General features: G+C 51.1%; 14 protein-coding genes. All 14 read right to left on the minus strand.

Translation table 11 applies throughout. The annotated features are described in order from the left end of the window. Nucleotides 1–124 precede the first annotated feature (124 nt). The gene (locus tag Q4526_RS14905) at nucleotides 125–688 is read right to left on the minus strand and encodes a hypothetical protein (protein WP_215977892.1); all 564 of its coding nucleotides are present in this window, start codon (nucleotides 686–688) and stop codon (nucleotides 125–127) included. Beyond that, nucleotides 681–1,247 (minus strand): type II secretion system protein GspM, encoded by a 567-nt coding sequence (gspM, locus tag Q4526_RS14910; RefSeq protein WP_215977893.1) that lies wholly within the window; start codon nucleotides 1,245–1,247, stop codon nucleotides 681–683. The genes Q4526_RS14905 and gspM overlap by 8 nt, the downstream gene beginning before the upstream one ends. Beyond that, a complete protein-coding gene (locus Q4526_RS14915; RefSeq protein ID WP_215977894.1) occupies nucleotides 1,237–2,259 on the minus strand; it encodes a PilN domain-containing protein in 1,023 nt (340 codons plus the stop codon). The genes gspM and Q4526_RS14915 overlap by 11 nt, the downstream gene beginning before the upstream one ends. After that, nucleotides 2,256–3,074: a type II secretion system protein GspK gene (locus tag Q4526_RS14920; protein ID WP_215977895.1), complete on the minus strand. Its 819-nt coding sequence runs from the start codon at nucleotides 3,072–3,074 to the stop codon at nucleotides 2,256–2,258. Before Q4526_RS14920 ends, Q4526_RS14915 begins: the two co-directional genes overlap by 4 nt. Next, nucleotides 3,071–3,655 (minus strand): prepilin-type N-terminal cleavage/methylation domain-containing protein, encoded by a 585-nt coding sequence (locus Q4526_RS14925; RefSeq protein ID WP_215977896.1) that lies wholly within the window; start codon nucleotides 3,653–3,655, stop codon nucleotides 3,071–3,073. Before Q4526_RS14925 ends, Q4526_RS14920 begins: the two co-directional genes overlap by 4 nt. Beyond that, nucleotides 3,645–4,040, minus strand: a complete 396-nt coding sequence (locus tag Q4526_RS14930) for a prepilin-type N-terminal cleavage/methylation domain-containing protein (RefSeq protein ID WP_215977897.1) — start codon at nucleotides 4,038–4,040, stop codon at nucleotides 3,645–3,647. Before Q4526_RS14930 ends, Q4526_RS14925 begins: the two co-directional genes overlap by 11 nt. Before the next feature lie 11 nt (nucleotides 4,041–4,051). Next, a complete protein-coding gene (locus Q4526_RS14935) occupies nucleotides 4,052–4,540 on the minus strand; it encodes a prepilin-type N-terminal cleavage/methylation domain-containing protein (RefSeq protein ID WP_215977898.1) in 489 nt (162 codons plus the stop codon). Further along, complete coding sequence (gspG, locus tag Q4526_RS14940; RefSeq protein ID WP_303609681.1) at nucleotides 4,528–4,953, minus strand: type II secretion system major pseudopilin GspG; 426 nt, start codon at nucleotides 4,951–4,953, stop codon at nucleotides 4,528–4,530. The genes Q4526_RS14935 and gspG overlap by 13 nt, the downstream gene beginning before the upstream one ends. Nucleotides 4,954–4,967: 14 nt before the next feature. Further along, a complete protein-coding gene (locus Q4526_RS14945; protein WP_215977899.1) occupies nucleotides 4,968–6,173 on the minus strand; it encodes a type II secretion system F family protein in 1,206 nt (401 codons plus the stop codon). Nucleotides 6,174–6,209: 36 nt separating this feature from the next. Then, the gene (locus tag Q4526_RS14950) at nucleotides 6,210–7,910 is read right to left on the minus strand and encodes a GspE/PulE family protein (protein ID WP_303609682.1); all 1,701 of its coding nucleotides are present in this window, start codon (nucleotides 7,908–7,910) and stop codon (nucleotides 6,210–6,212) included. A 15-nt stretch (nucleotides 7,911–7,925) separates the two neighbouring features. Beyond that, nucleotides 7,926–8,846, minus strand: a complete 921-nt coding sequence (locus Q4526_RS14955; protein WP_215977900.1) for a peptidylprolyl isomerase — start codon at nucleotides 8,844–8,846, stop codon at nucleotides 7,926–7,928. 76 nt (nucleotides 8,847–8,922) lie between these two features. Then, nucleotides 8,923–10,011: an Ig-like domain-containing protein gene (locus Q4526_RS14960; RefSeq protein WP_215977901.1), complete on the minus strand. Its 1,089-nt coding sequence runs from the start codon at nucleotides 10,009–10,011 to the stop codon at nucleotides 8,923–8,925. A gap of 603 nt (nucleotides 10,012–10,614) precedes the next feature. Next, nucleotides 10,615–12,264: a hypothetical protein gene (locus Q4526_RS14965; protein WP_215977902.1), complete on the minus strand. Its 1,650-nt coding sequence runs from the start codon at nucleotides 12,262–12,264 to the stop codon at nucleotides 10,615–10,617. Nucleotides 12,265–12,764: 500 nt separating this feature from the next. Continuing rightward, nucleotides 12,765–13,451, minus strand: coding sequence for a ribulose-phosphate 3-epimerase (gene rpe / locus Q4526_RS14970; protein WP_215977903.1), 687 nt, complete (start codon nucleotides 13,449–13,451; stop codon nucleotides 12,765–12,767). Between the last annotated feature and the right edge of the window lie 874 nt (nucleotides 13,452–14,325).

A 14,325-nucleotide genomic window follows, 5' to 3' on the forward strand; every position in this document is an offset into this window, starting at 1 on the left:
TTGTCAGTCCCGCCGATTGACGTACAGCCTGACACAAGTGCCAAAGCCACACACATGGCGGTAACTTTTAAGCGATATATTTTTGCCGTTATCTGCATTGAAAATACCTAAGTCATTTCGACCGTCACTGAGTCAGTGCGGCCTCATCATTTCTATTCCAAACTTGCGGGAGAGGCGATCGGTCCGTCAGCGGTAACTGTGCCGTAGACTCTGCGCCATCGGGCTCGGTCGAATAAAAAGTCACACTATCAAAACTCACAGACTTTAATGTCCACCCATCAAAGACATCACCCACCTTCACTTGATGGCTTTCATCGCCTTTTTTTACTAATGCATAAGAGCTAGAACCATCGACATAAACCCCCAGCAACTTAACTCCTTTTAAGGGTTTGGTTTTGACAACCGTCTCTTCTTTAGTTTCTTCAACCAACTCTTCAGGCACATAGGGCTGACGCTCCTCCCAAAACAGGGGGATCTGAGTAATTCCCACCGTCTCGTTAGGCAGCGCGCCCGGATTGTAGGTTTGCCAGCTTAAGACTTCTGGGCTGGGTACAATAATGTCATCGACACCACGCGTTGCGTGAGCAAGCAGTGCGTAACCCACCGCCAGGCACAGAATAATAACCGCCCCCAGCATCCCTAAGTACAACCACGCTGTCACACTGAGGGCTTTCACCGATTTATTCATGGTCACCTCTCAACTGGAGGCTATACAGCTTAATAGAGGCGCCAATTTTTTGTTCACGACTATTGCGATGTCGCCTTTCAGGGGTCACCTCAATCTCATCAATCAGCATAAGCGGCCGCTCATGTATCACTTCCAGCAAAGCCAGCTCTAAATCCTCCAAGGTTCCCTCAATATTCAGAGTGACCCCTATCTTTAAAAATTGCTCGGTTTCTGTCGGCTTAGCTACCTGGCTACCCGAGACAACCATACCGGTATCTCTAAAAATATCGCGGCTTTTTTGTTGAACCTGCGTACCTAGCCGGCTGCTTTCAATATCAGCATCCAGCACCAAGTTTTCGAGCTGGTAGTCAACTTCGCTTACCGCATTGAGCATCGTCTGCTCGACCGACACCAGGCCCTGCAACCGTGCCAGTTTAGGCTTGAGGTCGGACACTTGGCGGGAATAATCCACAAAGTATCCAAACACTGTTAGCAGTAGCCAAAACATAACCACCAGCAACATCGCACCACTGACTAACACCATCAGTGATGATTTTCGAAACCGCAGCTTATTGGCCATCTGCCACCTCCTCACCTACTTGCGGCAGAAGAATTTCTAGCTGATAACGCTCTTTGGCTTGATTCCCAGTTTTACGGATAGCGGAGGTTGGACGTACCTGCTCAAACAACTCAATGCCACTTAAGTCTTGCATCAAAGTAGCAGCGTTTTCAGCCAACCCCTGAATTTCAATTCGGTTGCCGCGCTGCTCAAAAGAAAGCAACCAACCCGACTCGGGAATACTGTAGGTCAACAACGCAAGTGATCCTAAAGGCTCAACCGATTGCCTAAAGGCTGAGTTAAGCGCCGCTATTTGATCATTCTTTTGCGCCAGTTGCGTTCTCAAACTGACAGCCTCTCGCGCATCAGCCCTCGCTTGCTGATGCAGGTCTTGCAAATAGCTCAACTCTAATTTCTTTTGTACTACCGGCGCCGCCGCTGCCAACACCAATAAACTGGCCGACACCAGCAAAGCGGCCGCTAACATTACCAGTCGACGCCGGTATAACGTATTTCTGCGACGCTCAGCAAACCCTTCGATAACGATTGATTCGCCCTTAAACTCTGCCCAGACTTCAAATTGATGTTGAGTATCTCGCAGCGATTCTGGCAATGCGGCAAACAACTGATTTAAGGTGTGTCGACTACTAATAGCCACAACCACATCCACAATATCAGCTTGCCTGTTAATGACCTTCCAGCCAAAAACAGTGTCTTCGGCTGGAAATGGGCTGGCAACATTGACCTCGGCCGTTACAATACCTTCGATAGCACTACTGGCAACCTGCACAGGCAAATGCAACTCGCGAAACAGAACATAATCATCATTTAAGCGCCACGCCTGCAGTTTATCCGCCGAGCCCACAGCCGCATCTGAACTGGCAAAATCATGCACCTCAACGGGTAAATCAAGGTGCCGCCGACCCCACGACCCCTGCAGCCAAAAGGTTTCTTTCCAGGCACTGAGATACCCCGTTAACACGGTGGATAAATCAACGCCAAATAGATTCCAGTTGCTTGTACTCGATTTCATTTATTTTCCGCTGTTGTCACGGTGACCGGCTCCCTGCGCAAAATGGCCCAACCCAATAAAGTGCGGCTCGAGCGCCGCACCCAGACTGTTCTCTTAAATATCTTGCGTCCGTCAAAACTGACCTTCGCTGAAATACGCAGTGTGCCGTTATACAAAGTATCCGACACACTTTCATCACCCGTGTATTCATCAATCGGCGGCGATTCTTGCTCGGCATCCAGCAGGGCCATAACCTGAGCGGGCGCCCACTCCATATTAACGCGCCCGCTGGTCGACTCTGCGTGAATCCAGGGCTTAATACGCTCAAAGACTTCCCGCGTAACCCCTCTGACAGACAACAAATCTTCAATAGAGTTTGCCTGCTTGGCATCTCGGGTGCTGCGCTTTATTTCTTCCGCTCGCAAATCCCGCCACTTTACCACAGAATTAGCCAGTTCTATTGCCTGCGCCGAGGGTATACCGCCTAAGTCGCTAAAGAGTCTTGTCAGTAATACCTCATCAGCCTGGTAAATGTTCACCAACCCCACCGCTGGTACAGCTTGCAGCGCAACCGAATGGCCTGGCATGCTCACCTGATAGCTCAAATGACCCACGTGCTGCGCATTAACCCCAGCTAACAGCGACAGCGCAGCGCCATCACCCAAGGCTGCGGCTTGGGCACTGTGGCGATGTAGATTGGCATAAGTGATGTCCGTGCGAGCCAGCAGCATGAGCCCCCCCACCATCAGCGTCAGCGCAGCAAGAAACCACAATAAAAGCGCCAGCGCCATGCCGCGCTGGCGCCCAGACACGACTCTAATCTGCCGAAATCTCATAATGTAGGCACCACCACCACAATCGGCGGCCAGTATTTACCGGCGACTTTAAGCTCGATTTGCAGCCGCTGTGGCGGCTCATCATACTCACCAATGCCCCACTGGTTTACCCATTGTCCCGCCAGCGGGTCGGCACTGAAAGAAACCGCAAAGTCCTCGACCGACTCGGCTAAAATATGCTCTTTGACATCATCCCAGCTCCAACGTCCAACACCATCACGAATCTTCAGCACCAACTGACGGGCTTTATTAACACTTAACTGAACAGTGACTAAGCCCCCCATAGAGCCGGGAATAGGCATTGGCGTTACCCACACCAACTGTTCCTTATCGCCGTGCATTAAAAAACCTGTGCGCCGCCCCATCGCATAAACGGGCACGGGTTTGGCTCGCTCTAGTGAAGTACGCAAAAATTGGCTCACCGAGCGCATGCGGCCCACATTTTCGGTTTTAGCCACCAAAGTCGTTTGGGTTTTACCAATAGTGCGCATGGCCGTGAGAGTCGCCGTTACAATTAACGACAAAATCGTTAACGCAACCACCACCTCAATCAGGGTAAAACCGCTGTGCCTAGCGCGCATCTTTTTCAACCCAGGTAGGCACCATTGAATGCAACTGAAACTCTCTCGGGCGAACCGTGCTGCCCCAGCGCACACTAACCTCGACACTGTGCAATGCAGGTACGTCGGCGTCATCCACAGCGGCAACGGCAGACAAAACACTCCAGTGATAGCCGTCTTGCGTGACCCCAGCGGTGCTTACCCCTTCGGCAGGCACCAAGGCATTCATAGCCAAAAGGGACTGAGCCAGCTCGACGGCATAGGCATAATCTTCCGAGGTAGACACACTGCGCACAGAGCCACCTGCCGCTTGGTAAATCATTCCCAGTGAGATACCTAAAATAGCGATCGCCACCATCACCTCAATAAGCGAAAATCCTTTGTTAGTTGAACGAACGCATTTCATGGCATCGCCACTTAAAGAGACTCAGAGATCGGGTACTGGTGGATATCGGACAACAGCCAACCCACTTGTATCAACACGCCACTACCATCATGGCGCAGTAGCCTGACCGAACCGCCGGTTGAGGTCGCATCGGGGTAAAACCGAATCACACCGGTTGAGGCGTCTTGCATATACTCCTCTGCGACACTGGCTTCCAAGGTTAAATGATCAGCCAACTGTAAAGGCTCTCGCCCAGCGACACTGAGCTGGCTTGATTTCGGAGTGATTTTCAAATCGACAAAATGACCCGATGTCATCGACTCGTATTTGGCCGCATTCAACAACCGTACAATTTCACCAACGCTTGAGCGGTATTGCGCGCCTTGAAACATGGCTTTTACCGCAGGCGACGACACTGCCAACAAAATAGCAGCGATGGATAAAGCCACCATCAATTCCAGTAACGTAAAACCTTTAGCGCGGGTTAACATGAGCAGGCCACGGCGGGCTACAACTGCCAATTACCCAAGTCTTGGTTATCACCCTCGCCACCTGGTTTACCATCGGCGCCCAGCGAGGACAGATCAAACTCAGCGTTATCGCCGGGGTAGCGATATTGGTAATTGTTATTCCACGGATCTTGAGGGATTTCGGACTTTCTTAAGTAAGGGCCATTCCAGCCAGTCACACTGCCGGGGTTGCGCACCAACGCCTCCAACCCTTGCTCGGAAGTAGGGAATTTACCGGTATCCAGCATATACACTTCCAGCGCTTGTTCGAAATCGCGAATTTGCACCTTGGCTGTTTTACTTTTAGCCCCACCCAATTGATTCAGCACCCGAGGGCCCACCAAACCTGCCAATAAACCGATAATAGCCAAAACCACCAACAGCTCCACCAAGGTAAAGCCTTTATTTTTTCTGATATTCATCATGCTCGATTCCCCTCTTAACCGGCCAAATCATTAACGGACAATATGCCCAACAAAATAGCCACAATAATAAAACCAATCATCCCGCCCATTGCCAAAATCAAAACTGGCTCAAGCAAGGTTAAGCTGCGTTTAACACCAGCGCTCACCTCATCATCATAGACACGCGCCAACTCCAGCATCATTTGATCCAACTGCCCCGACTCTTCGCCTACGCGAACCATTTGAATAACCATCGGGGAAAACAACTCGGCGTCAGCCATTGACTGTGACACTCGGCCGCCTTTTTTGACATCAGGCGTGATTCCTTGCAACGCCCTGCGTACAATATTATTGCCTACCGTACCGGTCGATATATTTAACGACTGTATCAGCGGAACACCACTTTCAATCAATGTACCAATCGTTCTGGCAAACCGCGCCACTTCGTATTTAAACACAACCGTGCCCAACACGGGCAGCTTCAGCATGCGCGTGTCTAACCACTCTTTACCCGCCACCGTGGTTAACCAACGCCGAACAAACCAAACAATCAGCGCCGCAACAATCAGTATATATAACCCGTTATTTTTTATTGCTTCTCCGCCTGAAATCACCAACTGAGTCACAGCGGGCAAAGCCTCTCCCATGTCGGCAAACAGCGCGTCAAATTGAGGAACAACAAAGCCCAGCATCACCAGCACCGACACCAGGGCCACAACGGCTAAAATAGCGGGGTAAATAAGTGCTGATACAACGTTAGAGCGAACTTGCTTAGCATTTTCTAGCTGTTCTGCCAGGCGGTTTAAAACAGCAGCCAGATTACCGCTCGCCTCGCCGGAGCGAATCATGCTGATATAAAAATCATCGAACACATCGGGTTTTTCAGCCAGCGCGAAACTTAAGCCCTTACCCCCTTTAACCGTCGTCAGCAAACCTTCTAGCAAGCTCTTGGCTGACCCGCTTTCGCTCATATCAATCAACACTTTAAGGGCGCGATCAAGGGGTAAACCGGCGCGCAACAAAACGGCGAGCTCACTGGTAAACGATAACACTTGTTTTTTATTAAAACCGGGGCCTGTGCGCTGGCGTCCACTCTCGCCCTCACGGGCTACAGAGACATCAATCACCATTAGCCCCTGACCTCGCAACTCGCGCCCAACATGCCCCTCAGTTGCCGCCTCAATGCTGCCTTGCAGTACTGAGCCGTCTTTTTTTAACGCTTTGTATGTGTAGCTAGGCATAATCGAATCGCACTCAAACAAAAGACTTCAAAAAGTCTATGCCACCTCAGCGGTTTCTGTTTGATCCTGCGTCACCCGCAAGACCTCCTCCAGCGAAGTTTCACCGCTGGCCACTTTGCGCAAACCGTCTTCGTACAACGTCAACATACCGGCTTTTCTGGCCTCTTTGTGCAACTCGGTGGCATCGGCACCACTTTGAATGGCCGCATGCATAGCAGTGTCCATCACGAATAATTCATGGATAGCGGTGCGGCCCTGATAACCTGAATTTTTGCAGTGCGCGCAACCGGCAGCAGAATAAGTGACGGTTTGCTCAGGCGCTAAAAAGCGCGCTAAGCCGGAGTTTTGCGCTGCAGCCGCATCGACTGGTTGCTCTTGCTTACAGTGCGAACAGAGTTTACGCACCAGCCTCTGTGCCAAAACGCCGTTCACCGACGAGGTTATCAAGTAACGCTCAATCCCCATATCCTCCAGCCGGGTAATGGCCCCAGCGGCGGTATTGGTATGCAAGGTAGACAACACTAAATGCCCAGTCAGTGCCGACTGCACCGCAATTTGTGCGGTTTCACCATCGCGCATCTCACCAATCATAATGATGTCCGGGTCTTGCCGTAGAATGGCGCGCAATGAACGGGCAAAGGTCAGGTCAATTTGTGACTGCACCTGAATTTGATTCACCCCCTCTAGCTGGTACTCAACCGGATCTTCCACCGTAATGATTTTCAACTCAGAGGCATCCAGCGTCGCCAGAGAGGCGTAAAGCGTTGTGGTTTTACCCGAGCCCGTCGGGCCGGTAACCAATAACACACCATGCGGGCGATCAAGTAATGTCTGATACTTACTCAGGGTATCCTGCGCAAATCCCATACTGGATAAGCTCAACTGAATACTGTCGCGATCCAATACCCGCATCACGATACTCTCACCGTGTACGGTGGGAATAGTCGATACCCGCAAATCCAACTCATGGCCTTTTACTCGCGTCATAATGCGGCCATCTTGAGGCAGGCGGCGCTCGGCGATATTCATATGTGACAACAACTTAATACGCGAGGCAATCGCCGGCGCCAAGTTCAGCGCAGGCGGGTCGATCTCATCCTGAATCACACCGTCTACCCGGTAGCGCAAGTGCAATCTATCATCGAAGGGCTCCACATGAATATCCGAGGCGCCAATATCCAACGCTTTGTGGATAATCTGATTCACCAAGCGAATCACTGGTGCTTCGCTTGCCAGATCTTTTAAATGCTCAACAAATTCCACATCATTGATATCGACACCCGCAACCTCATCCGTGTCTTCATCTAAGGCTTCTTCCTCCGCCTTAGTGCGCAGCTCCAGCGCAGCCACTAAGTCGTTTTCCAAGCCCAAGCACAAAGACACCTGACGGCCAGCAGCCAGCGCCAGCGCCTTGCTTAAATACGGGTCTTGTGGGGTTAAGCACACACACTCAAGCCGTGCGGGCGTGCAATTGAGAGGTACGACGGAGTTGCTGGTAAAGAATGTCTCCGCCACCCCCTCTACCACTACCGGTTCCTGTGGGTACTGCGCGGCCGGTACAAACTGAACTTGAAGCAACACTTCCAGTGCCCGCACGATATCCATTTCCGAGACAAGGCCTAACTTGACCAATACCTGCCCCAAATAGCCGCCCATTTCCGCTTGAGCCAAGAGCGAACGCTCCAGATCGCGCGCGGACAACTTGTTCTGCTCTAGCAGGTATTCACCCAGTCGCAAGTGCTGCTCCTCCGTTTACTGTTGAGCGTTAAGCGATTTTTTAAAGGCTTCTATTGCCTCTTCATCCACCTCAGCGTGGGTAGAATCGGTGCGCGCATTGGCCAGTAAATCGCCGATCACCTCGCGCTGCATACTCTTTTGTAGTCGCTCAATAATCGTTCCCTTCACCGCGGCGAATGGGTGGTTTTGCGGTTCAATGTGGCGGTTAAGTTTAATCACATGGTAACCAAATTGCGTTTTTACCGGCTCAGAAATATCGCCTGGGTTTTGCAAAGCAAAGGCCGCTTTGGAAAACGGTGGCACCATACGGTCGGCGCTAAACGTACCCAGCTCACCACCATTTGAGTCAACCCTTTCACCTTCGGAATATTGTTTCGCCAATTCAGTAAAATCAGCGCCTTCTTGTTGCGCTTTGGCATACACTTCTTGCGCCAAAGCCAAGGCCTCGTCTTCGGTGCGCTCTTCGGTGCGAATCAGAATATGGGCGGCATCCACCTGGGCCGGCTTGCCAAACAACTCCGGCTCGGCCTTGTACTGCTCCTGCGCCAGGCTTTCCCAGTCGACACCCTCCATTGACTGATCCACCAACATACGCTGGTAGGAGGCCACCAACCACTCGTTGCGCTGATTGCGCAGCTGCCATTCTAGCTGTTCTTTGCTTAAGCCTAAACCCTCGTCCTCGGCCCTATCGGCCAAGGTGCGCAACATCAAAAGGGTTTGAATATGTTGCTCCATCACCCCCGGACGGGTCATGACCTCAACCGGATCGCGATCGGGCAGTTTAAACGCGACATAGCGTTTTAAATCTTCTTCGGTGACTTGTACATCACCCCAGCTCGCCAACACCTTGGGGGCAGGCTCTGCTAACGCCTGAGTGCTCAGCGCACAAGCGGCCAAGACCAGGCAAATGGACTTTGGAAAAGTATGGATAGACAATTTTAAGCTCCTTATAACACAAAGGTGGCACAAGAAAACTTGTGCCACCTTACAGACTGCGGTTTGAACGAAAAGTTTACGACGAGGTATGAGACACCCGTGCCACACAGCCTCTAGAACTATTAGAGCATGAATCTTCATTGACATGCTTAACGTTCAGGTACAAATCGACGTTGTTGCCAATGGCGCAGTACGACCAATGGTAATAATCTTTCGACCATTTAAGGGAGATATCGTTCCCCAGCTTCTGTGCGCAAGTCGCTACCGGCTCACCGCCCGGGCACTCAGACACCCAGATTTTACGGGTCAGGGTAGAAGACTCGCCCGCCTCACCAAACAAGTCGGTTTTCCCGCGCTCAGACATGCTGCTGTCGGTAGTGAATGGTACAGACAAAATATTGTTTTGTGGAATGCGGAACTCCTGCATGCTGCCCACCGTACCAATAGAGGCCAATGCCGATTCGTTTGACACGTTAACATTGCTTGGCACAGTACAGTTACCGACCTGAGCCGGCTCACCCGACAGGGTAATGCTGAGGCTGTCACCCTCGCCGTCCAGGTTGTCGGTATCAACATAGGAATCATCATCCACGGTAATAACGGCGGTGGCGTCAATTTCCGGCGTGGGGGTAAAGGTGGCGGTGTAGGTATCGCCTGAACCGGAGAAGCTGCCAATTGAACCGTTAGTGGCACTGATATCGCCCACAGTAAAGTCCATTACATCTTCACTAAAGCTAAAGGTCAGGGTGGCGGTTTCGCCCGTGCCTAAATTAGAGTCATTGGTGGAGATTGACAGTGTCGGGGCAGGGCCTAATGGGGCTACGCCTTCACACATTTCACTACTAGGGTTCCAAACTGCATCGTCACCGCAATAGATAGACGGGTCTGGCGTGGCAGCACCTACGCACAAATTATTCGCAGAGTCGAGAGTGGTCGTAACGGGATCGCAAGCTACGCTCTCACCCACCCCAGAACCTGGCACCGCGCCGGTTTGGTATTGACCATTGGTTAGCGTAATAACACCGCCAGTAATGGAGACTGCATCGGCACTGTATTCGACCAAAGTGTTCTCATTACCGTCCTGAATGTAAACCGTGTCGGCCACAGCCGCGCACGCCATACCCGCTAAAGCCATCGCAATAGCCGTTTGTTTTATGTGTTTCATACATCACCCTCATACATTTAAAGTTTTTCAAATTTTTTAGCGGCTGCCGCTTTTTTGTCATTTTTCGTTGCTGGCAAATCATTATGCAGTAACTGGGCCAGCACAGAGCTTATCTACTCTTTGACACCATCGCACAGATTCCGTTCATTAGAATTCATTATATGCAGTGGTTTCTAAATTTCTAATCTCGATTAGGCAGGAAAATACGCCACATGTCAATTGTGTGTACAAATTATCACAAGTTCAGCCGGCCGCTCTATGTTTTTACACTAAACAGCCAACTGACTGATAAACGGTAAGTGGGAGTGACAAGCGTTGAATGCGGAATGCGGAATGCGGAATGCGGAATGCGGAATGCGGAATGCGGAATGCGGAATGCGGAAAAAGTATAACAACTCCCACCTTACCGGCAAGCTTTAACCGCCTTTGTGCGGTCGCCTACTGCCATACAAAAAATAAAACCAAACACACACATTGCCCCTTCCATCGCAAGCGCAAGATGATCAGCCTAACAAGCAAAAAAAAACGCAACCCGAAGGTTGCGTTTTTTCGCTTGCCGAGCTAAGCCCGGCAACGTACTTCCGATTCTAATCTAAGCGGGGCTTAGATTTCGAAATCGTAGTTTACGCTTGCTGCTGGTTCCACATCAGTAGTTTCATCAGCAGGGTCAGACAGGTCAGCTACGCGGGTGTAGGCGTGGTGAATCAGACCAGCGTAGTTAGCCAGCAAGCCACCATCCAGAGCACCGTTTACGAACTTCTGTACCGAAAAACCGGTAACAGGCAGGCCGCGCAGGTATTCACTGTCACCAGGAGTACCTGGGTTAGGATCAACTGCCAAATAACGTGGGTCACCATCGGAATCAGAAGCGAAGCTCAAGCGAGCCCAACCGTTCTCGTAGCCCAGATCTGGCACACCGTACTGAATACGCTCAGATGGGTACAGAGCAGTACCTTCGCCGAAGCTCAGTACGTTCACTTCTTTACAGATTTCGAACTCTTCAGAGCTGTCGTCTGCTGGTGGACGTGGAGAGAAGTCCAGGTCGCCAGTCAAAGTGGTGATCGCTTCTTCACGGTCCCAAGCGCTCAGGTCAACGTACTCACATGCGTTACCGTCCCACTCAGAGGTGAACGGAGGACGTGGCAGCGTATCATCCCATGGAGTTGCACCGTCATCACCGGTAGCAGCGTCAACAACGTTGTTTACGTAAACACGCTTAGTGGGCATAGAGATAACCCAGTCGGTGTCGCCGTTTACAAAGCTGTCCAGCATGAAGTCGTTAGATACAGTTTCGTGCATGAATACTGCAGATACCGCATCCCAACCGTCGTAGGTTACGTACTGAGTCGCGTCGCTACCATCGATAACTACAGCCAGCTCGTAAGCGTCGCCGAATGATGGGTCAACAGTACCTGGGTCGGCGTGCTGTGAGGTGTAAGATGCAGAACCGCCGTCAACAAGAGGCTGAGCTTCAGCACCGAATACTTCGTCCAGAGCAACAGCGCTGTAAGAAGCGTTAGTACCGCCAGCTGGGTTGATGATTACACCGTAACCGTACAGACCACCCAAGGTAGAAGTGCTGCCGCCTTCGTCCAGATCCGCGTACTGAGCGAAGCCGTCTTGTGCGTCAGCCAGCCACTCACCGGTACCGGTAGTTTCTTCTTCGAAACCGCCAGTTGAAACACGGCCAGAGTCTAACCAACGAGCACGCATCGAGTCACAATCGCCTGGCATGCCAGAAGAGTCGTGCTGAATTTCGTCTTGGATGTCGCCGTCGGTGATCACGCCCATTTCGATGATTTCGATGTAACCTTCACGGGTACGATCGATAGTCTGAGTACCGCCGTCGCCGTCAAATTCGTAATCTACGAAGCTAACGCCGTCAGTGCCTTCGCCATCTTCGTCAGGACGCTGAATGTAAGGAGCAGTACAAGAGTTGTCACGAGTGATCAACTTAGTGCCGTCGCCGTCTGGAACAATTGCACCGGTCCAAACGTCTTCAGGAGACAGGTACAAGTTAAAGTCGAGAACCTCAGCAGAGTTTTCAGCTTCAATGAAGCGAACTTTAACTGCTTTGTACTCTTCAGTGGTGTTAACCACGGTTACGTAAGTGTTTTGACCTTCTTCTACGGTGTAGAAGGGGTAGATCAAGGCTTCACCTAAACCGTCGGAATTTACGTGTACAGCCTGGGCGGTACCCGCTGCGCCAGCCAGTCCTGCCAGCATTGCCAAAGGTAGAAGTTTTTTCTTCATTGTCTAGCTCCTAGATTTACAAAGTATCGTATTGTTTTCTGTAAGCGGGCTGAATATTCAACCCTACAAACTCGATTTACCACCAGCACATGACCGGCCAGATGCTCGACGAACACCCAATCGCGTTCTAAATTAACACACCCTTCCAGCCTTAACAATAGCCTTGGGGTGCAATTTGAGGCTTAAGCCTAACGACTCACTCCTCGTTCAAAAGTTAGGCATTCATGCTCTAGCGCCAAACGCAAGCCACTAAACCACTGAATCCAACTTTACCAGACGCACGCAGTTTACCTGCTGTTTACGCAACTGGGAAGACCTACTGTGAAAAAAATCTCTCAAAGTAAACCCAAGTCACGCAATCACTTAGCTCACACTTTTAAACCTAATATAAATGTAAGCGAAAAACGTTCCAGAACGTATGCACGCTCGTTAATTGTGCCGCATGACCACCCTGCGCTGATGCGCATTTAGTTTTAAATGCCTAATACAGCTGACCCAGGCTAACCAGCACCTTCTGCGATCGCCTTACTCAGAGACGCCACCGCCTCCTTATAACAGCTGGCACCAAATATCTCAGACCCCACCACAAAAGTATCTGCACCAGCGTGAGCCACATCAGCGATATTATGCACCTTTATGCCACCGTCGACCTCCAGCCGCACTGGCAACCCACTGCCATCAATTATTTGTCTGGCAGCGCGGATCTTGTCCAGCACATAGGGAATAAACGCTTGACCGCCAAAACCTGGGTTAACCGACATTAGCAACAGCATATCCAATCTGGGCAACACTTGCTCAACCACCGCCAGTGGCGTACCAGGGTTTAGCACCAAACCGGCCCGACACCCTAAATCCCGAATTAGAGCCAGCGATCGATCCAAATGACGAGTAGCTTCAGGGTGGATGCTTATAAAGGAAGCACCAGCAGCAGCAAACTGCTCAATTAGAGCATCCACCGGCTCAACCATTAAGTGCACATCAATGGGTACCGAAACCCCATAGTCATTCAACGCCTGACACACCAGCGGGCCAACAGTCATATTGGGAACATAATGGTTATCCATGACATCTAGATGAATAAGACCCGCCCCGGCAGCCACCACTTCATCACACTCTTGCCCCAATCGGGCGAAGTCGGCGTTTAACACCGATGCCGCAACAATCATTTCACCAGACCGATAGCTCATGCACACCCCTTTATAATTTTACCAACAACGTCACCCCAGCACTAAGCTGGCAACATTTTACCTCAACGGCAAGTCACAGCTTGCCCAAAGTTGCCACAAAACGTCAACCACGAAGCTAGCGCCGACGTCAGCGCAAAAATGGCGATTCTATATAGTAAAAACTCAAATAGCCAACAGGCCACATCAAACCAAAGCACAGCAGCGCCCACCACAATGCCACATATAGGCTACTGACATCATTATGTGCCTGCGCACCCAGTCGGTAGCCCGAAAAAACACAAAGAAGTGAAACCGATAGAGTAAGAGTAGGCCCCCATTTGTGCCACAAAACCGGACACACCACCCCGAGCAGGGTGAAAGGAGGCGTCATACCAGGCAAATAAATACCCCCCACGAACATCAAACCACGCGTAAAACGCGGCAAATAGCAGCATTAATAGGGCCACCGCACCATGCCTTCCCGCTACCGCATGGCGATACCAATAAGCAAGCATACCCAACAAGAGTTGATCCGCTCACCCCAACAGCGTCCAGTAGGATAGGGGCTGTATTTCCCCGCGCCCCTCCCACAACCACGCTCGCAACGCAAGCGCCAAATAGTGCACCCCTGCTGAAGATCTCAATCGATGATTCCTTTTTCGGTAATATGCAGGCTCGGCGACCAATGCGGCTCCCGCTGACAAGGCAGGACTTTGAATGAAGCTTACCTGCAAACATGACACGGCCGCACCCCATAATAAAGATGCGCACGGTTACCTGAAACTATTATTAAAAGCTAACAGCTGCCCAGATTCACAATCAAAGCTAAAGGCCGTCCACGAACGGCAAGTACCGGCATTGCATTGGCCGATCGCTCAGACCACCAGTAGACAAG

Source organism: Gilvimarinus sp. 2_MG-2023, assembly GCF_030547685.1.
GTDB lineage: Bacteria > Pseudomonadota > Gammaproteobacteria > Pseudomonadales > Cellvibrionaceae > Gilvimarinus.

Bases quoted from the DNA above. Each gene is read 5' to 3' on its own strand.
- Q4526_RS14945 (WP_215977899.1), bottom strand. From the start codon at position 6,173: ATGCCTAGCTACACATACAAAGCGTTAAAAAAAGACGGCTCAGTACTG.
- Q4526_RS14915 (WP_215977894.1), bottom strand. From the start codon at position 2,259: ATGAAATCGAGTACAAGCAACTGGAATCTATTTGGCGTTGATTTATCC.
- Q4526_RS14920 (WP_215977895.1), bottom strand. From the start codon at position 3,074: ATGAGATTTCGGCAGATTAGAGTCGTGTCTGGGCGCCAGCGCGGCATG.
- Q4526_RS14905 (WP_215977892.1), bottom strand. From the start codon at position 688: ATGAATAAATCGGTGAAAGCCCTCAGTGTGACAGCGTGGTTGTACTTA.
- gspG (WP_303609681.1), bottom strand. From the start codon at position 4,953: ATGATGAATATCAGAAAAAATAAAGGCTTTACCTTGGTGGAGCTGTTG.
- rpe (WP_215977903.1), bottom strand. From the start codon at position 13,451: ATGAGCTATCGGTCTGGTGAAATGATTGTTGCGGCATCGGTGTTAAAC.
- Q4526_RS14965 (WP_215977902.1), bottom strand. From the start codon at position 12,264: ATGAAGAAAAAACTTCTACCTTTGGCAATGCTGGCAGGACTGGCTGGC.
- gspM (WP_215977893.1), bottom strand. From the start codon at position 1,247: ATGGCCAATAAGCTGCGGTTTCGAAAATCATCACTGATGGTGTTAGTC.
- Q4526_RS14930 (WP_215977897.1), bottom strand. From the start codon at position 4,040: ATGAAATGCGTTCGTTCAACTAACAAAGGATTTTCGCTTATTGAGGTG.
- Q4526_RS14925 (WP_215977896.1), bottom strand. From the start codon at position 3,655: ATGCGCGCTAGGCACAGCGGTTTTACCCTGATTGAGGTGGTGGTTGCG.
- Q4526_RS14960 (WP_215977901.1), bottom strand. From the start codon at position 10,011: ATGAAACACATAAAACAAACGGCTATTGCGATGGCTTTAGCGGGTATG.